This window comes from Nocardia sp. NBC_01329 (assembly GCF_035956715.1).
Classification (GTDB): domain Bacteria; phylum Actinomycetota; class Actinomycetes; order Mycobacteriales; family Mycobacteriaceae; genus Nocardia.
Genome location: NZ_CP108381.1, coordinates 533,701 through 557,763 on the forward strand (window position 1 = coordinate 533,701; position 24,063 = coordinate 557,763).

Below are 24,063 nucleotides of genomic sequence, written 5' to 3' on the forward strand. Positions count from 1 at the left end.
AAGTGCCGGATACCGATTCCCGGCCGATACGAGGGGGTCGCCTATGCGACACGTGTTCAGGGGCGCGCTGCTGTTCCTGCTGCTGATACTCACCGGGACCACCCAGGTGGGCGTAGCGACGGCTCAGGATCCCGACCGACCCGTCGTCCGGGTCGGCACCGAGGGCACCTATCCGCCGTTCTCGTTCCACGATCCGCGAACCCAGCAGCTGACCGGCTACGACATCGAGGTGATCGAGGCGATCGCCGACCGAGCCGGCTGGGAACTCGAATTCGTCGAGACGCAATGGGACGCGATCTTCCCCGCCCTGGATTCCGACCGGATCGACGTCATCGCCAATCAGGTCTCGGTCAACGACGAGCGCCGGGGCAAGTACGGCCTGTCCAGCACCTACACCTACTCACACGGGGTGATCGTCCGGCGCACGGGCGACGAGCGCATCCAGAGCGTCGACGACCTCGCCGGCCGGACCACCGCGCAGTCGAGCACCAGCAACTGGGCACGGGTCGCGCGGGAGGCCGGTGCCGAGGTCGAGGCGGTCGAGGGGTTCGCACAGGCGGCGGCACTGCTCACCCAGGGCCGGGTCGACGCGATCGTCAACGACAACATCGCCGTCCTCGACTACCTGGCCAGTACCGGATCCACGGATATCGAAATCGTCGGCGACGCCGGGGCGGCCAGTGAGCAGGTACTCGCCTTCCGCAAGGACGACGGACCCCTACTCGATCAGGCGAATCGGGCGATCGCCGCCTTATCGGCCGACGGGACGCTCGCCGATATCTCGGAGAAGTACTTCATGGCTGACGTCTCCGTACCCGACGGCGGTGCCGCCGACCTCTCCGAAGGGCGCGGTCACCGCGACACCTGGGAAGTGCTGCGCGGGGCGGCGTGGCCGATGTTCGTCGGTCTCGTCGAGGTGACGATCCCGCTGACCGCGCTGAGCTTCGCGATCGGGCTCGCGCTCGCGCTGCTGGTGGCGCTCGCGCGGATCTCCCCTTACCGGTTCCTCGCCGGCCCGGCCCGCGCGTTCATCTCGATCATTCGCGGCACGCCGCTGCTGGTTCAACTGTTCATCGTCTTCTACGGCCTGCCCCAGATCGGTTTGAAGTTCGACCCGTTCATCGCGGCCGTGATCGCCTTCAGCCTCAATGTGGCCGGTTATGCGGCCGAAGTGGTCCGGTCGGCGATCCTGTCCGTACCGAAGGGGCAGTTCGAGGCGGCGGCGACGATCGGCCTGGGGTATGCGCAGACACTGCGCCGCGTCATCCTGCCGCAGGCGACGAGAACCGCGGTGCCACCGCTGTCCAACACACTGCTCTCGCTGCTCAAGGACACGTCGCTGGGCTCAGTGGTGCTGCTGACCGAATTGTTCCGGGAGGCACAGCTCGCGGCGGCCGAGAGCAACGATTTCCTCGCGCTCTACACGTTCGCCGCGCTGTACTACTGGGTGATCTGCGTCGCCCTGTCCGCCGCGCAGAAACGACTGGAGACCCGATTCGACAGGTATGTGGCCAAATGACCGACACCACCGAACACAAGACCGAGTCCGCGCGCATCCGGGTACACGGGCTGGCGAAATCCTTCGGAGACCGGCAGGTCCTGCGCGGAATCGAATTCGAGTCCCCGCGGGGGACCTCGACCGTACTGCTGGGCCCCTCCGGATCCGGTAAGACCACCGTGCTGCGGTCACTCAACGCGCTGGACACCCCGGAGCGCGGCGTGATCGGCATCGACGAGGTCGAGATCGACTTCGCCCGGCTCCCGGCGGGCCGAGCCGGCCGCCGGGAGGCGAACCGCCTGCGGGCACAGAGCGGGATGGTTTTCCAGTCCCACAATCTTTTCCCGCACCGCACAGTGCTGGAGAACGTCATCGAGGGTCCGGTCGTCGCGCAGCGGCGGCCCCGGGAGGAGGCCGTGGCCGAGGCGAAGGCGCTGCTCGACCAGGTCGGACTCGGCGACCGTGCCGACACCTATCCGTTCCAACTCTCGGGCGGACAGCAGCAGCGGGTCGGCATCGCGCGTGCCCTGGCGCTGAAACCGCGAGTAGTGCTGTTCGACGAGCCGACCTCGGCACTGGATCCGGAATTGGTGGGCGAGGTGCTCGCGGTGATCAAGGATCTGGCGGCCCAGGACTGGACGATGGTGATCGTCACCCACGAGATCCGTTTCGCCCGGCAAGTGGCCGATCAGGTTCTGTTCCTCGACGAGGGCGTCATCGTCGAGCGGGGCTCGGCGGATCAGGTGATCGGCGACCCGCGGCAGGACCGGACGCGGCGATTCCTGAAACGGATTCTCGACCCCGGGTGATACGGCGGACAGTGGTCGCGTCGGGGCGAGTCCGGGTTCGGCGGCGGGGAATCGGACGACCGGCCGGGGCGAGTCCGCCCGGTCGACCGACCTGAGCCGGCCGGTCGCCGGTGGCTCAGTCGAACGGGTAACGCGCGCTACGCAGGTGTACCCGTCCGTCCGTGACGGGTACACCTTCGGCCGCCAGCAACCGCAGCTGGCGTGCGGCGAGGTGGGCCGCCGGTCTGCCGGAAGCGCCCAGGACCCGGTGCCAGGGCAGATCGGCGGCATCGGTGCGCATGATCCAGCCCACGGTCCGCGGGGTGGACAGTCCGGCCGCGGCGGCGATATCGCCGTAGGTCGCGACCCGGCCCGCGGGGATCGACGCGACCAGTTCGCGTACGCGTTCGATCTGTTCGTCGGTGGTGACCATCCGGGCCTACAGCGCGGTGCGGATCAACGCCGCTGTCTCACCGGGCAGGATCTGGCCGACCATATGCTCGCAATCCCATTCGTGCACGGTCAGGTCGTCGCCGAGCCGGTCGGCGAGAGCGGTGAGGAGCCCGGGCGTGACGAACGGTGGATCCACCTTCGTGGCCCGGACCACCACAGTCGGGAGACCGGGTGCGGGAAGTGCGACCGCACGAGCGAGCTGACCCCAGTACGCGATCAGGGCCGCCGTATCCACCCGCCATCGCATCCGGCCGTTCGCGGTGGGCACCAGATGCTCGTCGAGTTCGGCGCGCAGCAGTTCCGGCGCGACGGCGCCCCAGCCGGTGGCGAGCTTGTCCATCCGGGCCTCGTCGGTGTCGGTGTAATCGGGCGAATCGAGGGTGGCCTCGGCGATCTCGTGCAACCAGGCCGGGTCCAGCGCCGCGGCCGGGTCGAGCAGTATCAGGCCACGGACCAGTTCCGGGTACTGCCGGGCCAGATGCAGTGCGCACGCGCCGCCGAAGGAGTGCGCCACCACCAGTACCGGCTCATCGGTTTCCGCGGTGATCAGCGCCACCAGATCCGCGACGATCGTTTCGAGATCCCACGGCGGCAGCGCGGTGGAACGGCCGTGTCCGCGCAGGTCGGGGGCGATCACCCGGATATCGGGCAGTGATCCGGTGGCCAGTGCCGCCCAGCGTTTCCCGTGGCCGGTCAGGCCGTGCAGGGCCAGTAGCACCGGCCCGCCGGCCGGGCCGAAACGATGAACATGCAGTGTGGACACGATGACATTTCTATCCGAGCGCACCGACACCACGCCGGGCGCGGGTCCGACGTGGTATCGGTGGTGTCGGCCCCGTCTGTTGCAATAGCCGTCGTGGTGCGTTCGGATAGGCCGGTGCGGCTGGTGCGCCGGAAAGCGGCGGCTCCCCGGGCTCGGACCTGGGGTGCCGATCTCGGCGCGCTGTTCGGCACCGCTGCGGCGGCTACCGACGCGCAACCGGGCGCGGACCGGATCTGGCGAGTGCTCGGCGGTCCCGGCACCGGGAAAACGGCGTTACTGGTCGATGTGGCGGCCGCGCGGATCGCGGGCGGGGCGGAACCGGAATCGGTGCTCCTGCTCACCCACTCCAAACAGGCGGCCGGTGCGGCCCGGGCCGCGCTCACCGAACGGCTCGACCACTGGGCGGTGTGCGCGCCGGTCGTGGCGGGGATCTCCGACGAGCCGGGGCCGGGCGCGGATGGCACCGTTCCGCTCTTCGTGCTCCCCGCCCCGGCTTCGCCGTCACCCGCTCCGGTCGCCCCCGGCGCCACCCGGGAACCCTTGGCCCGCACTATCCACTCGTATTCTTTCGGAATTCTGCGTCGTCAGGCCGCGCGGCACGGCAACCCGGCGCCGCGGCTGCTCACCGGTGCCGAACAGGACGCGGTGCTGCGTGAGATGTTGCGCGGCGATATCGCCGATATCGCCGCCGGAGCCGGTGAGCTGTGGCCCCGGCGACTACAGCCCGCGCTGGGCCTGACCGGTTTCGCCGACGAACTACGCGACCTCATGTTGCGGGCCACCGAGCGCGGACTCGGCCCGGAGGACCTGATCGAACTCGGGCGGCGGCGCGACCGGCCCGACTGGGTCGCGGCCGGTGGTTTCGCCCTGCGCTACGAACAGGCGATGCTGCTGCGCTGGTCGGTCGGGGTGGCCGCACCGGAAGCCTCGGCACCTGCCCTGAACGCTGCGGAACTGATAGGTGCGGCCCTGGACGCACTGGCCGGTGACGCCGAACTGCTGGCGGCCGAACGGACGCGGCTGCGTTGTCTGCTCGTCGACGATGCCCAGCATCTGGATCCGCAGGCGGCGCTGCTGGTGCGGGTACTGGCCGAGGGTGTCGCGACCACGGTCGTAGCCGGTGATCCGGATCAGGCGGTCTACACCTTCCGCGGTGCGGATTCGCGCTTCCTCACCGAATTCGAGGTGCCGGAGGCGCGGCGCATCGTCCTCTACGACAACCACCGATCCGGTCCGGCGATCAACACCGCCACCGCCCGGATCGCGTCCCGGCTGCCGGGCGCCGCCGCACACCGGGTCACTCGGGCCGATCTGGGGCCCGCGGACCGCGGTGACCTCCCACCGGACCCGGAGGAGCCCAACCCGGCGGTGGTCCGGGTCCGGGTACTGGGCAGTCCGGCCAAGGAAGCCTCGCTGATCGCGGATCATCTGCGTCGCGCCCATCTCACCGACGGGGTGCCGTGGTCGGAGATGGCGGTCGTCGTGCGTTCGGTTCCGCTGCTGCTGCCGCCGCTGCGCCGGGCCCTGCTGGCGGCCGGGGTACCGATCGCGCAGCCCGCGAACGATATGCCGCTGGCCCGGCGCCGCGGCGCCGCCTGGATGCTGATGGCTTTGCGGGCGGTACTCGCGGCGGAAGCCACACCGCGCGGCACCGGAACCACCCGATCCCTGTTCGGGCCCGACGAGGCGCTCGATTTGCTGGCCGGCCCCCTCGGCGGAGCCGATTCGATCGCCCTACGCCGGCTGCGCCGCGGGATCCGCCGCACCACGGTGGAACTCGCCCGCACCACGGGCCCGGACACTCCCACGGCGGTCTTCCCGCTCGAACCGGTGGACGAACCGCCCGTTCTCGACCCCGATCGACTCGACGACCCCACCGACCTCACCGACTCCACCGATGTCTCCGCGCCCCGGGATCCCTTCGCCGATATCGGTCGTCATGCGGCCGACGCGGATTGGTACGGGCTCGAGGAGGACTACGCCACCGACCCTTGGGAGGGCCTCCCACCCGAGCCTCCCGCCGAGGACGAGGACTTCCCGCCCGAGTCGTACTCCGGCGCGGTCGAGCCGGAGGCCGGAGATACCGGAACGGAACTTCCGGTGCCGCCGAGCTTCGGCGAAGGTGCCTCCCCGATACCGGGTTCCCGCGCTGCCGCCGCGCCCGACCGCCCTTCGGCGGCGCCCGACCGCCCTTCGGCGGCGCCCGACCGCCCTTCGGCGGCGCCCGACCGCCCTTCGGCGGAGGTGCTGCGGGATCTGCTGCTCGGTTCCGGTGACGACCGGATCCCGGCCGGTCTCACCGAGGTCGAGCTCGCACCGCTGAACCGGGCGGCATGCGCGCTGGACCGCGCGCGCCGGGTCCGGCGCGACGGCGGCGGGCTCGAAGACGTGCTGTGGGCCTTGTGGACCGGGTCGCGGCTCGAGCGGCGCTGGCTGGCACAATCCGAGCGCGGGGGCGCGGCGGGTATGCAGGCCGACCGTGATCTCGACGCCGCCGTAGCGTTGTTCGACGCGGCGGCCGCCTATACCGACCGGCTGCCGGGCGCGACCATCGAGGGTTTCGTCGAATATCTGCTCCAGCAGCAGATTCCGCAGGACCGGGCCGTGCGAGCGCACCGGGAGGAGGCGGTGGATCTGCTGAGCGCTCACGCGGCGGCCGGCCGGGAATGGGAGGTCGTCGCCGTCGCCGGAGTCCAGGAGGGGATCTGGCCGGATCCCCGCCCTCGGGGCACGCTGCTGCACACCGAGGACCTGGTGGACGATATCGCCGGGATCACCGAACGGGTCAGTCGCGCGGCGCCGATTCTGGCCGAGGAACGCCGGCTGCTGTTCGTGGCGTGCAGCCGGGCCCGGCGGTCGCTGCTGGTGACCGCGGTGGAATCGGTGACCGGCGACCGTGATCTGGTTCCTTCCCGGTTTCTGGCCGAACTGCTCGGCGGAGATACCGGCGGTGAACCCGGTGCGCTCCCGATCGCCGAACCCGGCCGGGTGCTCGCCCTGCACGCGCTGATCGCCGAATTACGCGCCGCGGTCTGCGATCCGGACGCCGGCGACGAACGCCGTGACCGCGCCGCGCGGCAGTTGGCCCGGCTCGCGCTTGCCGGGATCCCCGGCACCGCGCCCGACGACTGGTACGGCGTGCCCGAAGTCAGCTCCACCGAGACGCTGTGGGACGACGACGCGCCGATCGCGCTGTCCCCGTCGACCGTGGAACTGCTGCGGACCTGCCCGCTGCGGTGGGCGCTGGAACGGAACGGCGGCTCGGACGGTGAAAACCCCTACGCGGTCAAGGGAACCCTGGTGCACACCTTGGTCCAGGCGTTGGCGGGCCGGGTACCGCTCGAACAGGTCCGCGCCGAACTCGCCAAGAGCTGGTCCGATATCGATCCCGAGACCGGCTGGTACTCCCGGCAGGAACTGCGCCGCACCGAGGCCATGCTGGACGCGTTCGTCGCCTGGGTCCGCAGCACGCGCGGTGAACTCACCCAGGCCGGTATCGAGGTGCCGGTCGACTGTGTCCTGCCCGCACCGGGCGGTGTCTTGCCCACCGCGGGCGGTGCTATGCCCACCGCGGGCGGTGCTATGCCCACCGCGGGCGGTGCTATGCCCACTGCGGGCAAAGATACGCCCGAGGTCCGGATCCGCGGTCGGATCGACCGGCTCGAACGCGATGCCGAGGGCCGGTTCGTGATCGTCGATGTGAAAACGGGTAAGAGTCCGGTCAGCGAGGCAGATGCGGTCCAGCACGCGCAGCTGGCGACCTATCAGGTCGCGGCCGCCGCGGGCGCCCTGCAGGAGGAGACCACCGGCGAACCCGAACCCGGGGGTGCCCGGCTGGTGTATGTCGGGGTACCGGCATCCAGCGGGATCGCCAAGGAACGGGTACAGCCTGCCCTGGACGCCGAAGCGCTGGACACTTGGCGCGAGACCATCCACGCCGCGGCCGCGAGCACCGAAGGCCCCGGCTTCCTGGCCATCCGCAACGAGGGCTGCCGGCACTGCGCCGTGAAGAACAGCTGCCCGGTGCAGGACGCCGGGCGTCAGGTGACCGACGAGTGAGCGCCCGGGTCTCGCCGGAACATCTGGCCGACGCACTCGGGCTCCCCCCGCCGACCGCCGAACAAGCCGCGGTGATCGCCGCGCCCCCCGGTCCGGCGCTGGTGGTGGCCGGGGCGGGCGCGGGCAAAACGGAGACCATGGCGGCTCGGGTGGTCTGGATGGTGGCCAACCGGCTGGTAACACCTGAAGAGGTGCTCGGGCTGACCTTCACCCGTAAAGCCGCCCAGCAGCTCACGGCGCGGATCCGCACTCGGCTGGCCCGGCTGGCCGGGTCCCGGTTGCTGCGCGATCTCGATCCATCGGGTGATCTGCGCGCCACCCTGGCCGGCGCGGAACCTGAGATCAGTACCTACCACTCGTATGCCGGTCGGCTGCTGAGCGAGCACGGTCTGTTGCTTCCGGTGGAACCCTCGGCAGCCCTGCTCACCGAAACCCAGCTGTGGCAGCTCGCCCATCAGGTGGTGCGTGGCTGGGACGGAGATCTGGAGACCGATCGTTCGCCGCTGACGGTCACCGAGGCGGTGCTCGCGCTGTCCGGTCAGCTGGCCGAACATCTGGTGGAACCCGAAGACCTGGCCGAGGCGCATACCGAACTCGAGAAACTCGTGCACACCCTCCCGCCCGGCCCGCGGCAGCGTGGCGGCCCGAACAAGGATCTGCTCTCGATCCTGCGCGCGCAGCGGGAACGCGTCGCCCTGCTCCCGCTGGTCCGGCAACTCCGGGAAACATTGCATCAGCGCGGTGCCCTGGATTTCGGAGCCCAGATGTCACTCGCGGCGCGGCTGGCCGCCGAGCACCCCGAGGTGGCGACGGCCGAGCGTGCTCGCTTCCGGCTGGTGCTGCTGGACGAGTACCAGGACACCGGCCATGCGCAGCGCATCCTGCTGTCCGCGCTGTTCGGTGCCGGTTATCCGGCGCGGCTCCGCGGCCGGCGCGCCCGCGGGGTCCCGGCGCCCGAGCTCTCGGTGACGGCAGTCGGCGATCCCATGCAGTCCATCTACGGCTGGCGTGGAGCCTCGGCCGCCAACCTGCCGCGCTTCACCACGGATTTCCCGGTCGCTCCGGATATTCCGGCGCCGGTGCTGCCGCTGCTCACCAGTTGGCGTAACCCGCCCGAGGCGCTCGACTTGGCGAATATGGTCGTGGAACCACTGCGCGTGGCGGCTCGGGCCGGCGGCGGGGTCACCGTCGATGCGCTGCGCGCGAAACCGGGTGCGCAATCGGGTGCCGTCGCGCTCGCGCTCACCGATACGGTCGCCGGTGAACGCCGTTGGATCGCCGAACGGATCGCCGCCGAATGGGTGGCGGCTCGCGCCGCCGAACGGCCGCCACCCACCTCCGCAGTGCTGATCCGCCGCAATGCCGATGCCGCCGAACTGGCCGAGGCGTTGCGGGCGCAGGGATTACCGGTCGAGATCGTCGGTCTGGGCGGTCTGTTGTCGACGCCGGAGGTCGCCGATATCGTCGCCACGCTGCGCCTCATCGCCGACCCCGCCGCCGGCAGCGCCGCTGTCCGGATCCTCACCGGCGCCCGTTGGCGCCTCGGCAGCGCCGATCTGGCGGCGCTGGCCCGGCGGGCCCGCGAACTGTCGATCAGCCGTGACCCCGGCGCCGATATCACCGATTCCGCGACCCTGGCGACGGCTCTGCACGAGGTCGCCCCCGAACCCGCCGAACGGGCAGGCCTGGCCGACGCGATCGCCGACCCCGGTCCGCGGGACCGCTATTCGGTGGCCGGATACCGGCGGGTGACCGCATTGGGCCGGGAACTGGCGACGCTGCGTGAACGGGCCGCGCAACCGCTGACCGAACTGGTCGCCGATGTGGAACGCACCATCGGCGTCGGGGTCGAGAGTCAGGCGCGTCGCGCGCTGGCCGGTTCCGGTGCCGGACGTGAACATCTGGATGCCTTCGCCGAGGTGGTCGCGGGATACGCCGGCGACATCTTCCGTGGCGAAGGTAGGTCCGACGCGTCGAGCCTGGGTGGCCTGCTCGCCTTCCTCAGTGCCGCCGAATCGGTGGAGAACGGACTGGAACCCGGCGAGGTCGAGGTGGCCCCGGACCGTGTCCAGGTGCTCACCGTGCACGCGGCCAAAGGGCTGGAATGGGAGGTTGTCGCGGTACCGCACGTCACCCGCGATGTGTTTCCGTCCACTCGCGGGGTGAACACCTGGCTGGGTGCCCTGGCCGAACTGCCCACGACCCTGCGCGGTGACAGGGCCACCGCGGAGTCCCCGGACGGGGTTCCGGTGCTCGATCTGTCCGAGGTCACCGATCGCGCCGAACTGCAACGAGGTCTCACCGCGCACAAGGAGGCGCTGGCGCGGCGGCGGCTGGACGAGGACCGCCGCCTGTTCTATGTGGCGCTCACCCGCACCGAACGGGTCCTGCTCGTCTCGGCCCATCACTGGCCCGAAACCGGAGACAAGCCCAAAGGCCCCTCGGAATTCCTGCTCGAGGTGAAAACCGCTGCCGAACAGCCCGGCAGCGGAGTCGATATCGCGTCCTGGGCCGCCGAACCCGAACCCGGCGAACCGAATCCGCTGGCCACCACCCCGGTCACCGCAGCCTGGCCCGGTGATCCGCTCGGGAACCGCCGCGCCGAGACCGAGGCGGGCGCCGCGCTCGTGCACGCGGCCCTGGCCGAATCGGCCGAAAGCGCGGACGGTCCGGAACCCGATGCGGACCCCGACGGTTGGGTCGCTGATGTCGACGCGCTGCTCGCCGAGTACCGGGCCGGTGCGGCCGCCGCGGCGGAGGTCGAACTGCCCACGCAGCTCCCGGCGACGGCTCTGGTCGAAATGCGCGCCGACCCGGGCAGGCTGGCCGCCCGGCTGCGCCGCCCGCTGCCTTATCCGCCCAACCCACTGGCCCGCCGCGGCACCGCCTTCCATGCCTGGGTACAGCGCTGGTTCGCCACTGACCAGTTGCCCGGTCTGGACGATCTGCCCGGCGCGGCCGACGCGGGGGCGGCCGCCGATGCCGAACTGGCCCGGATGCAGGACGCGTTCCTGTCCTCGCCCTGGTCGGCGCGGCGCCCGGTGGAGGTCGAGGTGCCGTTCGAGACCACCATCGCCGGGGTGGTGATCCGGGGCCGGATGGACGCGGTGTTCGCCGAACCCGGCGGCGGCTGGACCGTTGTCGACTGGAAGACCGGCGCCGAACCCGGCCCGGCCGACGAAGTGGCGGTCGCAGTGCAGCTGGCGGTCTACCGGCTGGCCTGGGCCCGGTTGCTGGCCGCGCGGACCGGAGAGACCGAAGAGCGGATGCTGGAGCGGATCGGTGCCGCCTTCCACTACGTGCGCAGCGGACGCACTGTGGCGCCCGAGCGGCTACCCGGCCCGGAGGAGCTGGTGGCACTGCTCACCGAATCGACCCGCCCGGATGAGACGAGATACGACGAGACAGGAGATTAGGGCATTCGGCTGCCGGCACACCTACATTCGGGAAGTCGGTACCGCGGCGAGCGGCGGCTCACCGTCAGCGCCCGGGAGATCAGCGGCCATTGCAGCGGCAGCCGCAGCAGCCAGACCACCTTGAGTACCGAGGGCGCCTTCGGATTGCGCACCGTATCGACGGCGAGCTGGATATTCGCTGGGAACACCGCGATGAACAGCAGAGTCGCCAGGCGGCCGCCGAGCCGACGCGTGCGCGGGACCAACAGGGCAGTACCCACGCCGATTTCGGCGACACCGGACCAGTAGGTGTAAGAGCGCGCCTTTCCGGGCAACTGCGGGGGAATCGTCGAATCGAACAGTTCGGGAGCGACGAAATGCGCGACGCCGGCGCCGAGGAGCAGCGCGGCCAGTCGTAGCGCCGGAGTGCGACCGGAATCCGGGGCGCCCGCCGGGGTGGTATCTGCCATGGCACCACCATAGATACCCGCCGTGACCGGGTGCCCGACGTGGCGACCAGCGAGCGGGTAGGCTCCCGAGCTGTGTCGGAGGGACTGAGGGTGACCGGTGTGCGGGACGGCCGGGCCGGTGGAAGGTGGCGCCGGTGAGTTCGCGGTTCGCCGATCTCGGGAGCCGGGCCCGGGGCGTGCCCGGGCCACCGGATTTCGCGCTGGTCGGCCTGCTCCGTATCCCGGAGGCCCAGAGCAGCCCCTGGATATCGTTGACCCGGCGGGTGATGTTCGCGGTCGGGCTACTGTGCGCGGCGGCGATCGTCGTCTATATCGGCCGGGACGGCTACCGGGACAGTGCCGACGAAACGGTGACCCTGCTGGACGCGTTCTACTACGCGACCGTATCGCTGTCCACCACCGGGTACGGCGATATCGCGCCGGTCACGCCGTCGGCCCGGTTGGTGAACATCTTCGTCATCACGCCGTTGCGAGTGCTGTTCCTCATCGTCCTGGTCGGTACCACCCTGGCGGTACTCACCGAACGTTCCCGCCAGGCCTTGAAGATCCAGCGTTGGAGGCGCACCGTGCGTAATCACACCGTCGTCGTCGGGTACGGCACCAAGGGCCGTACCGCCATCGACGCCATGCTCGGTGACGGCGTGCAACCCGCCGACATCGTCGTCGTCGACACCGACGCGGTGAGCCTGGAAGCGGCCTCGACCGCCGGGCTCGTCACCGTGCACGGTTCGGCCACCCAGTCCGATGTGCTGCGGCTGGCAGGTGTCCAGAACGCGTTGTCGGTCATCGTGGCCACCAATCGGGACGACACCGCAGTCCTGGTCACCCTCACGGCCCGGGAGCTCACCAAGAAGGCCAAGATCGTCGCCTCCATCCGCGAATCGGAGAACACCCATCTGCTGCGGCAATCCGGTGCCGATTCGGTGGTGGTTTCTTCGGAGACCACGGGCCGCCTGCTCGGCATCGCCACCACGACGCCCAGCGTCGTGGAGATGATGGAGGATCTGCTGACCCCGGAGCACGGTTTCGCGGTCGCCGAACGCGAGGTCGAACCGAGTGAGGTCGGCGGGTCGCCGCGTCATCTCAGCGATATCGTGCTCGGCGTCGTGCGGGCCGGTGTACTTGTCCGCGTCGGTGAACCGTCGGTCGATGCCCTGGAATCCGGCGACAAACTGCTCTACATCCGTCGCGCCCGCTGACCCGCCGCGCCCGTTACCGGGTCGCGATAGTCTCGGAACGTGGCCGTCTTCCAACTCAACCAGATTCCCCTGCTGTCCCGTTCGGCGCTCGACCGTGCCGACCATCTGCGCACCGACGAACAGGCGTTGAAACAGGGCTGGGCCACGGCCCGGTTGCTGCGGGTCGGGCGGCGCGGTGCGGTGCGCTACGAGTCGGGCGCGCTGATCTGGGATTCCACCCTGGAACTTTCGGCCGAACCCAGCCCTGAGGCCGTCTTCCTCGGCGTCGACGACGGTGTCCACCTGTGGGCGGTCGCCGACAGCTCGCTCACCGGGACGCTCCGGGATCTGCGTCAACTCGCCGACGCCTCGATCGACGATTTCACGGCCGGGGTGATGTCGGCCGCGCTGGCGCTGATCAATTGGCACGCCGGCGCCGCTTTCCACGGGATCGACGGCACACCGACCGTACCGGCCAAAGGAGGCTGGTCTCGGGTGGCCGAGGACGGTCGCGAGGAGTTTCCGCGTACGGACCCGGCTGTGATCTGTCTCATCCACGACGGCGCCGACCGGGTGCTGCTGGGCCGGCAGGCGAGCTGGCCGGAGACTATGTTCTCGCTGCTGGCCGGGTTCGTGGAGGCGGGCGAGTCGCTGGAGCGATGCGTCGAACGGGAAATGAGGGAGGAGGTCGGGCTCGATGTCCGCGATATCGAATACCTCGGCAGCCAACCCTGGCCGTTCCCGCGGTCGTTGATGCTCGGTTTCTGCGCGCAGGCCGACCCCGGTCAGCCGCTGGTCTTCTCCGACGGAGAGATCGCCGAGGCGCACTGGTTCACCCGCGACGAAGTGCGGACCGCCCTGGCGGCGGGTGATTGGCGGGCCCGGCCGGAGGATGGTGCGGCCACATCCGCGACCAGCACGCGGCTGCTCTTGCCCGGTTCGATTTCGATCGCCCGGACGATCGTCGAATCCTGGGTGGCCGCCGGTCGGTGATAGGGCGTCTTCCCGCCCGCTCGCGGGCCCGCCGGGATGTTCACCCTGCGCGAAGAGCGTCCGGCGGGGCGGACCGGCCGGTTCGTCGCGCCTACTATGGACGATATGCAGCTTCACGAAGCGCCGGCCGAGAACGGTTCGCGCGCGCTCCCCGGACAGCACCCGGACGTCATCCCGGCGGGTGAGGCGGAATGAGTGATCTCCCGTTCGGGTTCTCGCATGGCGACGACGACGATCGCGGCCGCGGCGACAAACCCGGCGGCAGCGGCGGTAACGACCCCTTCGGTTTCGGTGCCGGTGGCGCCGGATTCGACCCGGCGTCGCTGGGCCAGATGCTCTCCTCGCTCGGCCAGATGCTCAGCGGTATGGGTCAGGGAATGACCGGCGGTGGCAGCGGCCCGGTGAACTATGACGTGGCCAAGCGATTGGCCCGTCAGCAGCTCGGCAAAACCGTTCCGCCGGTGTCCGGTGGTGCCGCCACCGCGGTCGCCGATGCCGCGCATCTGGCCGAACTGTGGTTGGACGACGCGACCACCTTCCCGGCCGGTGCGACGAGCACCGTCGCCTGGACCGCGAACGACTGGATCGAGAAAACGCTGCCCACCTGGCAGCGGTTGTGCGATCCGGTTGCCCAGCAGATCTCCGGTATGTGGACCGCCGGGCTGCCCGAGGAAGCCCGCGATATGGCCGGCCCCATGATGGGCATGCTCGGGCAGATGGGCGGGCTGGCCTTCGGTTCCCAGCTCGGTCAAGCCCTGGGCCAGCTGGCCAAAGAGGTGCTGACCGGTACCGATATCGGCCTGCCGCTGGGTCCGGCCGGTACCGCCGCGCTGCTGCCCACCGCCATCTCGGAGTTCAGCGAGGGACTCGAACAGCCGGAGAGCGAGATCATGGTGTTCCTCGCTGCCCGCGAGGTCGCCCATCAGCGGCTGTTCGTCCAGGTGCCCTGGCTGCGTCAGCAGGTCCTGGGTGCCGTCGAGGACTACGCGCGCGGGATCACCATGGATTTCTCCGCGCTCGAGGACGCTGCCCGCAATCTCGATCCCACCGCGCTCACCGATCCGTCGAAACTCGAGGAGATCCTCGCCCAGGGCAGTTTCGAACCGCAGACGACGCCCGAGCAGAAACAGGCGCTGGACCGGCTGGAAACCCTGCTCGCCCTGATCGAGGGCTGGGTGCAGGTGGTGGTGGCCGCCGCGGTCGGCGGTCGGCTGCCCGGCGCGGGCGCGCTCGCCGAGACACTGCGTCGTCGCCGCGCCACCGGCGGGCCCGCCGAACAGACCTTCGCCACCCTGGTGGGCCTGGAACTGCGTCCGCGCAAACTGCGCGAGGCGGCGACGCTGTGGCAGCGCCTCACCGATGATGCCGGTATCGCCGCCCGCGACGGTGTCTGGGCGCATCCCGATCTGCTTCCCGATGCCGGCGATCTCGACGCACCCGCGGGGTTCATCGATTCGGTGATCGGTGGGGGCGCCGGCGCTTTCGACGATCCGCTCGCCCAACTGGCCGCGACCGAGGCCGCCGAACGCGAGGCAGCCGCCGGCAAGCGGGACAGCGGTGCCGACGCGGCCGAGGATTCCGGCGGCGAGCAGCGTCCGGATTCCGATCCGGAGGATCCCGAGTCGGGTAAGAAGTAGCGGAGGTCCGGTCGCCGGTGAACCGCTCTGCGCCGGAGTACCGGCCGGATCGTCCGGGCTTCCCGGTGCGCCGACCGCTCGGCGGGCGCCCCTGCGGCAGGTCGGTGCCGAAGATTTCGGCAGGGCTGATCGTGGCCACGTCCGGTTGATTCCGCACGATTTTCGGAGACGCCTGGGATATGCATCGCAGATAGGCCCTCACGTGGGCAATTGCAGGTTGTCCACAGGCCGCGACCCTGTGGACAACCCGGTCCGGTGAAGCCGTTGTGCCGTAACGGCACTCGCATACTGCGATGTATGACGACGCTGCGGCCACGCGGTCCGCTCCTACATCCCCGGATGCCGATCCTGGTCCGATCCACCGGGCAGGTTCAGCTGGGCTGGGATCCGGAAACCGCCGTGCTCTGCACGGCCCCGGGTTTGGAAACCCAGCAGGTGCTGAGGTTTCTCCGGTTGATCGATGGGCTGAGCAGCCTGCCCGCGATCATCTGGCAGGCTCGCTCGCTCGGTCTGGAACCCGGGCAGGCCACTGCCCTGATCGATGTGATCGATACCGCAGGGCTGCTGGTCCACCCGCCCCGGCCCGCCGGTCGGGTGCGCACGATCCGAGTGCACGGAATCGGTCCGCTCACCGACGCCGTCACCGCCGGACTGCGGGATCTGGGTGTCCGCCCGCAGCGATCACGTGATCACCGCGGTGATGTCGACGGCCGGGCCCGGCCGGCCGACCTCGTGGTGCTCGCCGACGCGCTGATCCCCGACCCACGTGTGGTGCGCGATCTGTCCCGGGCCCGGACCGCTCATCTGGTCGTCCGGCTACGGGACGGTAAGGGGATCGTCGGACCGCTGGTGCAGCCCGGGCGCACCAGTTGCCTCCGCTGCGCGGATATGACCAGGGCCGACCACGATGCGGACTGGCCGCGGCTGGCCGCGCAACTGCTCGGACGTACCGGCCACGCCGGTCCCGCGGGTATCGCCGCGGTGGCCGCGCTGGCACTCGGCGAGCTCGAGACGATCATCGCCTGCGAACCGAGCCGTCCACCGGAAACGCTGGACGGAACTCTCGAACTCGACCTCGATACCCGATTCCTGGACCGTCGCTCGTGGGCGCCGCATCCCCGCTGCGGTTGTCTCGGGAACAGCACTCCAGATGCTGTGTGATGGCATTCACATTCGGGCGCGAAGGTAATTCTCTTCGGTTTTCCGTGGCAGATAGGTGGGGTTGTCGGCCATTATGGGGGAGTGTCTGAGATCGTGCGCCGGCCCATGTCCCGCAACGCGAAGTTGGCTAAGATTCCGCTGGGGGTAGCGGGTCGCGCCGCGGTCGGTTTCGGCAAGAAGCTCGCGGGCGGTGATCGTAAGGAGATCAACACCGAGCTCAACCAGAAAGCCGCCGAACAGCTGTTCGCCGTGCTGGGGGAGCTCAAGGGCGGTGCGATGAAGTTCGGGCAGGCTCTCAGCGTGATGGAGGCCGCCGTTCCGGAGGAGTTCGGCGAGCACTATCGCGAGGCGTTGACCAAACTGCAGGCGGCCGCGCCCCCGATGCCCGCCGCCACCGTGCACCGGGTTCTCGACCACCAACTCGGCACTGATTGGCGTAAGCGCTTCCAGGAGTTCGAGGACATCCCGGCCGCTTCGGCGAGTATCGGCCAGGTGCACAAGGCGGTCTGGTCGGACGGGCGTCGGGTCGCGGTGAAGGTGCAGTACCCGGGCGCGGATGAGGCGCTGCGCGCCGATCTGCGCACCCTGAACCGGATGACCGGCCTGTTCGCGAAGGTCATCCCGGGCGCCGATGTGAAACCGCTACTGGCCGAGATCACCGAACGCACCGAAGAGGAATTGGACTATCGCAACGAAGCCGCGAACCAGCGGGCGTTCAGCAAGGCCTATGACGGACATCCCGAATTCGTGGTGCCCAAGGTGGTCGCGAGCGCGCCCAAGGTGATCGTCAGCGAATGGCTCGACGGCACACCGGTTTCCGCCGTCATCAGCGCCGGACAGGCAGATCCGGAGGGCACCCGCGCCCTGCGCGACCGGGTGGCCGGGCTGATGGGCCGGTTCCATTTCTCGGCCCCCGAGACGGTGGGTCTGCTGCACGCCGATCCGCATCCGGGAAACTTCATGATCACCCCGGCGGGCAAGCTCGCGGTGATCGACTACGGTGCCTGCGCGCCGCTGCCGGGCGGTTTCCCGGACATGCTGGGCCGTATCCTCGCCTTGGCGGTCGCTGAGCAATACGACGAACTCACCGAGCTCCTGCACGCGAACGGCTGGGTGTTACCGGGCCGGACTCTCACCGACACCGAGGTCGAGGAGTACCTGCGCCCGTTCACCGACCCGATCCGCACCGAGTCGTTCCATTTCACCCGGCGCTGGATGCAGCGCGTGGCGGGTAAGGCGACCGATTACTCGTCCCCGGAGATGAAAACCGCCCGGGCGATGGTGTTGCCGGCCGAATACTTGATGATCTTCCGGGTGCTCGGCGGGTCGATCGGCATCTGCGCTCAGCTCGATGCCGAGGTCCCGTTCATGCAGTTGGCCTCCACCTGGCTGCCCGGATTCCGGGAGCAGCGCGACAGCGCCTGAAAACCGTTCCGGCGCAAGGGATCAACCACAGGCGGGGAGGTCGCGATACCGTGGCCGTCGAAACCACCCTCCAAGCGAACGAGCCGCTCATCGGCGAAGCGATGAGCGGCTCGTTTCCGGTGTCGGTGTGTACCCGTGGGGGACACGGAGTCCCTGTCAGACACAGCTGGCGACCTTGCGCGGCCGGCCCCGCGGGCGCTTGCGAGCGATGACGACCCCCTGATCGAAGATCTCGCCGCCCCAGACGCCCCACGGCTCCCGCCGATCGATGGCCGCGGTCAGGCAGCCCTTACGGATCGGGCAGGAAGCGCACAGCGCCTTGGCCTCTTCCAGCTGACCCGGGCTCTCCGCGAACCACAGGTCGGGATTCCCGGCCCGGCAGGGCAGAGCGGGAAGCCGCTGGTCCCCGGGATCGGTTGCCACGGTGCTACACGCCACATCAGTGGTGGCCGTCGGCCAGCTCTGGGTGGTGGTGACCACGTCGTTCTCCTTCAGCTTGTTATGCAGCGGTTCGGTGTTCGTTGTGCGGAACCGGTGCCTTGTGGGCTGAAGGCCAAAAAATAATTCTGGCCACGGTTCCGCATCTGCGTCCCGTGGCCAGGAGGTGTGGGGTTGATCCCTACCTTGGTCGGCTGTGGGGCCGCCTGTTCACGGTCGCTCGGTGTCCTTTGCGAAGGCTTTCCGGTCGCTTATCTGCCACCGCGGGTGTTGCGGCGAGATCGATAGCGAAGGAGCCGACGGCTGCCAGTGCAGCCCCCGGGTGCCAGTTCGCGATGGACTGGTCCTGCGGTTCGACGATGTTCGGCAGATGCGAATAGCGGATACGCGCCTGCTCACCGGCGATATCGAGGCAGGACAGGCCGGTCCCCTGCGAAGCGAGGAACCCCCGGGAAGCAGCGGACGACCGCATATTCGGCACTACGGCGACGAAGCCGTAATTCGTTGTGTTGTTCATCTGACTGCCTCCCTCCTGTACTCGTGGTCGTGATCTCAACTGTGTTTCAACTGTGCGCGTGGATGTAACCCTCCCGAACGCGATTTCCACCTTAGGCAATCTCGCCGGAGTCGACAACCTATTTTCTACCTGCGGTTTTGCCGAGTTCTCCGCCGGCGCCCCCGAAGCGGGAGATCGAACGGCGCCGGGACCGGATGATCGCCAGCACTTCCGCCCCGTATTTGCGCATCTTGCTCTCACCGATACCCAGTGCGGCCAGCCCCGCTTCGTCCTCCGGCAGCTGCTCGGCAATCGCTGTCAGTGTGTTCACCCCCAGGATCCCGCGTGGGTCGACCGCGAGCTCGGCCGCCTTCTCCCGCCGCCAGTCCTGCAGGGCGCCGAGCAGTTCGGTATCCGGTTGTCCCACACAGTTCTTGCACCGGCGCAGCAACAGGGTCTCCGAATCGAGCAGCGCGCGACCGCATATCCGGCAGACGGGGCGGTTCGCGTCGGGCCGCGCCGGAGTGGCTATTCGGGACGCGGGGGAGCTGTCGGGCACCAGTCCGGTGAGGAACCGGGAACGCCGCCGAGAGCGGCGATCGCCGTCGCCGCGACTCAACGCCCACGACAACCGGAGATGGATCCGGGCGCGGGTCACGCCCACGTACAGCAGTCGGCGCTCCTCTTCCAGAGCCGCCACATCGGCGACCGAACCGTCGCCGTTCAAGGCATAGGAGATGGGCAGGGTGCCGTCGCTGAGCCCGACCAGGAACACCGCGTCCCACTCCAGACCCTTGGCTGCGTGCAGTGAGGCGAGCGTCACCCCTTGCACGGTCGGTGGATGCCTGGCCTCGGCCCGTGCGGCCAGCTCGCGCAGTAGCCCCGATGCCGTGAGATCCGGTTCGTGTTCGACGAGATCCTCGGTCAGCCGGACCAGCGCCACCAGCGACTCCCACCGCTGGCGCGCCTGGGTGCCGGACGGTGCGGATGCGGTGAGACCGACCGGAGCCAAGGCCGCCCGCACCAGGCTGATCAGTTTCTTCCCAGAAGTGGATGCCTCGGGCAGGTCGTCGCGGTTTGTCGTGCGGCGCAGCTCCTGGACAGCCTGACGTACCTCCGGCCGTTGGAAGAAACCCTCGCCGCCGCGCACCTGATAGGCGATCCCGCGTTCGGTCAGCGCCTGCTCATAGGCCTCTGATTGCGCGTTGATCCGGTAGAGCACCGCGATCTCGGCGGCCGGAGTGCCTCGAGCCAGCAGCTCGTCGATCCGCCGGGCCACATCGGCGGCCTCGACGGCGAGTTCGTCGTATTCGGCGAACTCCGGTTCCGGTCCGTCCGCTCGCTGCCCCACCAGCTGCAGCCGGGTCCCCGCGATCCGGCCCTTAGCCATCCCGATCACCCGGTTGGCGAGGTCCACGACCTGCGGAGTCGACCGGTAGTCCCGCTCCAGCCGGACCACGGTCGCATCCGGGAACCGGCGGGAGAAGTCCAGCAGCTGCCCCGGGCCGGCGCCGGTGAAGGAATAGATGGTCTGGTTGGCATCCCCGACGACCGTGAGATCGTCGCGTTCGCCCAGCCAGGCATCGAGCACCCGCTGCTGTAGCGGGGTGACGTCCTGATATTCGTCGACAACGAAACAGCGGTAGCGTTCGCGGAACTCGTCGGCGACCGACGGATAGTCCTCCAGCGCGGCGGCGGTGTGCAACAGCAGATCGTCGAAATCCAGCAGCAGACCCTCCGGCGTGATCTTCACCGATTCATAGGCCGCGTAGACCTCCCCGACCCGGGCGGGGGCGAAGGGCGTCTCCCGCCGGTGGGACTCCGCCGCCGCGGCATAGTCCTCGGGCGCCACCAGCGACGATTTGGCCCATTCGATCTCGCCCAGCAGATCCTTCACGCTCTCGGTACCTGATGCCAGACCGACCCGGTTCGCGGCCTGCGCGACCACCGGGAACTTGTTGTCCAGCATCCGCCACGGCACCTCGCCCACCACCTGCGGCCAGAAATACCGCAACTGCCGCAGCGCGGCGGCATGAAAGGTGCGTGCCTGCACCGTCGACGCGGCATCTCCGAGCCCCAGCGACCGCAGCCGTCCACGCAGCTCCCCGGCCGCCCGCGCGGTGAAGGTGACGGCCAGCACCTGATCCGCCCGCACCTGCCCCGCCGCTACGAGATACGCGATGCGATAGGTGATGGTGCGGGTCTTCCCGGTACCGGCGCCGGCGAGCACACACACCGGCCCTCGCGGCGCGCGGACGGCGGCGGCCTGTTCCGGGTCCAACTCGGAGAGATCGACTGCGCCCACCGGAGCAGTGTATTGCTGTGTTTTTCGGCGCCGCCTGCGGCGTCGCGGGTCGAGGCCCCTGAGGTCCCGCCGTTCAGCGCCCGAGACTCGCGCTTCGCGCATGTGACGTGCGGTCGGCCATCCGCAGAATGTGACCTGCTGAGCACCTCCGGCCAAGGGCGAGACGGGCCTCGACCTTGGTGGGCCTCGTAAAACAGTGAGGCCTCGTAAAACAGTGAGGATGGGTGTGGCCCCGCAGCGACCATCGGTCGAGATGCCAAGTCACAGCCGCAGAGCCCGATCGGCGTGACCTCCAGCGTTGCGCCGCCGCCGGGCAAGTGAAGCCCCCGATGATCCCTGCCACGCGCAAGTCCACATGCCGACCGCGCCCTCGAGTCCCGACGCAACCCGCATGAGTCGAGTTTTACGAGACACCCCAAAGGGTTGAGGCCGTCTCGCCGTTCAGGCCTCGAAAGCGCATGCGCGAAGCGCGAGTCTCGAGGCCTGAACGGCGAGACTTCAGGGCCTCAACCCCCGCGCGCGCCAGCGCGCCAAAAACACAGCACCTTGGCGAGCAAGTCAGCTTCCTTTTTGGCGAGCAAGTCTGCTTTCCTTTTCGGCGAGCAAGTCTGCTTCGCCTCTTCGGCGAGCAAGTCTGCTTCCCGCCTTTCCGAGCAAGCGTGCCCCCGCCTTCGGGAACGCGTCCGCCCCGGATCACTTCGCGACCCCGTTCCACCATGCACCGATGTTCTGCGGGCCGAGTCCTGAGGGCTCCGGGCCCGTGGCATCGGAAAGGCACCGAGCGCTGCAATAAACGTGACCTCTCGGATGTTGCTCTGTTCGTGACTGATGTGACTCCGGATCTGACCATGTATTCGACCACCTGGTGCGGCTACTGCCGACGGTTGAAGACCCAGCTGAAAGAGGCCGGGATCACCTATGTGGAGGTCGATATCGAACAGGATCCGGCTTCGGCGGAGTTCGTGGGCAGTGTGAACAACGGTAATCATGTGGTGCCGACTCTGAAGTTCGCGGACGGGTCGACCGCTACCAATCCGTCCTTGGCCGAGGTGAAGCAGGCGCTCGCGCGTCAGGGCTGACCCCCGCCCGGCCTGCGCGTGGTCGGCGGTCGGCGATCTCTTGGGTCGCGCGCGCGTGCCTGTCCCGCACTGTTCGGGTGTGCATGGCTAGTGTTGGCCGGGTGAATCGTCGGCTCATCACGCTTCTGGTCGCTCTGTTCCCGGTTCTGCTGTTCGGTGTGGTGGGCAGTGTGTACACCGTGCCGTTCGTCGCGTTGGGGCCCGGGCCCACCTTCGATACGCTGGGTGAAGTGGATGGCCTGGCGGTCGTGCAGGTCTCCGGGGCGGAGGTCGACCGGACCAGCGGGCATCTGAACATGACCACGGTCGCGGTACGGGACGGGCTGACGATTTTCGAGGCGCTCGGTTTCTGGGTCAGTGGACGGCACGGGATCGTGCCGCGTGCCGAGGTGTACCCGCCTGGGGTGTCCCGGGAGGAAGTGGACGAGTCGAACGAGCAGGACTTCGCGACGTCGGAAAGCAATGCCGAGGTCGCGGCCATGCATCAGCTGAACCTGCCGACCGCGGTGCTGGTGCACGAGGTCTCCGAGGAGGGCCCCGCCCATGATGTGCTGCGCGCCGGTGATCAGATCGTGAGCGTGAACGGTAAGCCGGTCGCGACCACCCAGGACGTGGTCACCGAGGTGTCGAGCCGGGCCCCCGGGACGGTCCTCACAATGGTGTACCGGCGGGACGGCGCCGAGCAGACGGCGAACGTCACCCTCGCTGCGCGGCCCGATGACGAGGCCAAGGGTTTTCTCGGGTTGACACCCACCGAGGCGGCGGCGCCGCCCGTGCAGATCGATTTCAACCTGGCCGATATCGGTGGCCCGTCGGCCGGGCTGATGTTCAGCCTGGCGCTGGTGGAGAAACTGAGTCCGGGAGATCTGGACGGCGGTTCCTTCGTGGCGGGGACCGGGAGTATCGACGAGAACGGCAAGGTCGGTGCGATCGGCGGCATCCAGTACAAGATGATGGCCGCCCGGGAGGCGGGAGCGGAGACGTTCCTGGTGCCGGCGGGTAATTGCAACGAGGCGAGCCAGCGGGTCCCGGAGGGACTCCGGTTGGTTCGGGTGGAGACGCTGGCCGGCGCCGTACAGGCACTCGAGGATCTGTCCGCGGGCCAGGCCGCGCCCAGTTGTAGCTGAGACCTGAACCCGACCCACACCACCCGCCGTCATCTCCGGATGGCCCACCTCCCCGCCCCCGGTTCCTGGAGCGCGTGCCTCCGGCCGCCCATGATCGGTGACCATTGAGCACCATCGGAGCGACAGTCCCCCCCGCCCCGCCGAAGGCGGGGCCATATACACCCTTATTCGGCGGTGTCCTCGAATGTGTGCCGCAGCGCTTCTACCAGGTTCGGTGCGAGGTTCGGGTAGGTGCGGAGATCCAGGTCGGCGTCGTCGTCTTCGTCCTCTTCGGGCCGTAACTGCAACAGGCACAGGCTGTTTCCCGAACGCAGCACCGCCGCGAACAGCCGGGCTTCGCGCCGTCCCGGGTGCGCGTGGGCGGCGGCCCGGCCGGCCGCGTCGGCGGCGTCCGCGTCGGCCAGCAATGGAGTGAGGGCCTCGTCGAGATCGTCCTCGGCGTCGGGTGGGAGGACTACGATCTCCTGAACCAGGACGCAGCCCTCCACCGCGGGGGGCCAGCTGGTTGTGGCGAGGAATTCGTCGAGTGCCATCGAGCCGCCGGCCACATGATCGGGTAGCGGGTCCTGGGCGATCGGTGTCAGCTCGTCCGCGGCGTCGATCTGATCGATCAGCGCGGGTTCGGCCGCCACCAGATCCGCGGTTCGGACCAACGCGAACATCTGCGGTGATCTTTCCCAGCCCTCGGCGTCCACGAACTCCGCGACCTCGTGGACGGAACGGGCAAGGACGATTTCGGCATGCAGATCGGCGCTCACCGGACCATCCTCGCATCCGGCGCTGCGACACCGTCCGAAC

At 69.2% G+C, this 24,063-nt stretch carries 18 protein-coding genes; 11 read left to right on the forward strand and 7 right to left on the reverse strand.

The window, feature by feature from the left end:
- Positions 1–43 precede the first annotated feature (43 nt).
- Both OG405_RS02415 and OG405_RS02420 read left to right on the forward strand, forming a co-directional pair.
- Positions 44–1,519 carry an ABC transporter substrate-binding protein/permease gene (locus OG405_RS02415; protein ID WP_327150000.1) on the forward strand — a complete coding sequence of 492 codons (1,476 nt, stop codon included), beginning with the start codon at positions 44–46 and terminating at the stop codon, positions 1,517–1,519.
- Entirely contained in the window at positions 1,516–2,307 is a 792-nt protein-coding gene (locus OG405_RS02420; RefSeq protein WP_327150001.1) for an amino acid ABC transporter ATP-binding protein, read from the forward strand. The genes OG405_RS02415 and OG405_RS02420 overlap by 4 nt, the downstream gene beginning before the upstream one ends.
- Before the next feature lie 115 nt (positions 2,308–2,422).
- Here OG405_RS02420 and OG405_RS02425 read toward each other — a convergent pair whose 3' ends face one another.
- Positions 2,423–2,719, reverse strand: a complete 297-nt coding sequence (locus tag OG405_RS02425) for an MGMT family protein (protein ID WP_327150002.1) — start codon at positions 2,717–2,719, stop codon at positions 2,423–2,425.
- Between the two features lie 6 nt (positions 2,720–2,725).
- Entirely contained in the window at positions 2,726–3,502 is a 777-nt protein-coding gene (locus OG405_RS02430; RefSeq protein WP_327150003.1) for an alpha/beta hydrolase, read from the reverse strand.
- Between the two features lie 93 nt (positions 3,503–3,595).
- Here OG405_RS02430 and OG405_RS02435 point away from each other — a divergent pair, with 93 nt between their 5' ends.
- Together OG405_RS02435 and OG405_RS02440 are read left to right on the forward strand one after the other, a co-directional pair.
- Positions 3,596–7,561 carry a PD-(D/E)XK nuclease family protein gene (locus OG405_RS02435; protein WP_442790651.1) on the forward strand — a complete coding sequence of 1,322 codons (3,966 nt, stop codon included), beginning with the start codon at positions 3,596–3,598 and terminating at the stop codon, positions 7,559–7,561.
- Positions 7,558–10,977 carry an ATP-dependent helicase gene (locus OG405_RS02440; protein ID WP_327150004.1) on the forward strand — a complete coding sequence of 1,140 codons (3,420 nt, stop codon included), beginning with the start codon at positions 7,558–7,560 and terminating at the stop codon, positions 10,975–10,977. The genes OG405_RS02435 and OG405_RS02440 overlap by 4 nt, the downstream gene beginning before the upstream one ends.
- Here OG405_RS02440 and OG405_RS02445 read toward each other — a convergent pair.
- A complete protein-coding gene (locus OG405_RS02445; RefSeq protein ID WP_327150005.1) occupies positions 10,974–11,426 on the reverse strand; it encodes a DoxX family protein in 453 nt (150 codons plus the stop codon). The two genes, OG405_RS02440 and OG405_RS02445, sit on opposite strands and share 4 nt — an antisense overlap.
- 134 nt (positions 11,427–11,560) lie before the next feature.
- Between OG405_RS02445 and OG405_RS02450 the strand changes: the two genes are divergently transcribed.
- The 5 genes from OG405_RS02450 to OG405_RS02470 all read left to right on the forward strand — a co-directional run bounded on the left by OG405_RS02450 (position 11,561) and on the right by OG405_RS02470 (position 17,820).
- Entirely contained in the window at positions 11,561–12,625 is a 1,065-nt protein-coding gene (locus OG405_RS02450) for a potassium channel family protein (protein ID WP_327150006.1), read from the forward strand.
- Positions 12,626–12,664: 39 nt separating this feature from the next.
- Positions 12,665–13,597 carry an NAD(+) diphosphatase gene (gene nudC, locus OG405_RS02455; protein ID WP_327150007.1) on the forward strand — a complete coding sequence of 311 codons (933 nt, stop codon included), beginning with the start codon at positions 12,665–12,667 and terminating at the stop codon, positions 13,595–13,597.
- Positions 13,598–13,788: 191 nt separating this feature from the next.
- On the forward strand, positions 13,789–15,234 hold the full coding sequence (locus OG405_RS02460; protein ID WP_327150009.1) for a zinc-dependent metalloprotease: 1,446 nt from the start codon (positions 13,789–13,791) through the stop codon (positions 15,232–15,234).
- Between the two features lie 297 nt (positions 15,235–15,531).
- On the forward strand, positions 15,532–16,395 hold the full coding sequence (locus OG405_RS02465; protein WP_327150010.1) for a TOMM precursor leader peptide-binding protein: 864 nt from the start codon (positions 15,532–15,534) through the stop codon (positions 16,393–16,395).
- Between the two features lie 105 nt (positions 16,396–16,500).
- Positions 16,501–17,820 (forward strand): ABC1 kinase family protein, encoded by a 1,320-nt coding sequence (locus OG405_RS02470; protein WP_327152623.1) that lies wholly within the window; start codon positions 16,501–16,503, stop codon positions 17,818–17,820.
- A gap of 156 nt (positions 17,821–17,976) precedes the next feature.
- Here OG405_RS02470 and OG405_RS02475 read toward each other — a convergent pair whose 3' ends face one another.
- The 3 genes from OG405_RS02475 to OG405_RS02485 form a co-directional block, all read right to left on the reverse strand.
- A complete protein-coding gene (locus OG405_RS02475) occupies positions 17,977–18,258 on the reverse strand; it encodes a WhiB family transcriptional regulator (RefSeq protein ID WP_327152624.1) in 282 nt (93 codons plus the stop codon).
- A gap of 181 nt (positions 18,259–18,439) precedes the next feature.
- Positions 18,440–18,775 carry a hypothetical protein gene (locus OG405_RS02480; protein WP_327150011.1) on the reverse strand — a complete coding sequence of 112 codons (336 nt, stop codon included), beginning with the start codon at positions 18,773–18,775 and terminating at the stop codon, positions 18,440–18,442.
- A gap of 118 nt (positions 18,776–18,893) precedes the next feature.
- Positions 18,894–21,161, reverse strand: coding sequence for an ATP-dependent DNA helicase UvrD2 (locus tag OG405_RS02485; RefSeq protein ID WP_442790652.1), 2,268 nt, complete (start codon positions 21,159–21,161; stop codon positions 18,894–18,896).
- 746 nt (positions 21,162–21,907) lie between these two features.
- On the opposite strand from OG405_RS02485, the gene OG405_RS02490 reads away from it, so the two are divergent.
- Entirely contained in the window at positions 21,908–22,138 is a 231-nt protein-coding gene (locus tag OG405_RS02490) for a mycoredoxin (protein WP_327152625.1), read from the forward strand.
- Positions 22,139–22,239: 101 nt separating this feature from the next.
- A complete protein-coding gene (locus tag OG405_RS02495; protein ID WP_327150013.1) occupies positions 22,240–23,265 on the forward strand; it encodes a YlbL family protein in 1,026 nt (341 codons plus the stop codon).
- 164 nt (positions 23,266–23,429) lie between these two features.
- Here OG405_RS02495 and OG405_RS02500 read toward each other — a convergent pair whose 3' ends face one another.
- Positions 23,430–24,023: a PPA1309 family protein gene (locus OG405_RS02500; RefSeq protein ID WP_327150014.1), complete on the reverse strand. Its 594-nt coding sequence runs from the start codon at positions 24,021–24,023 to the stop codon at positions 23,430–23,432.
- Between the last annotated feature and the right edge of the window lie 40 nt (positions 24,024–24,063).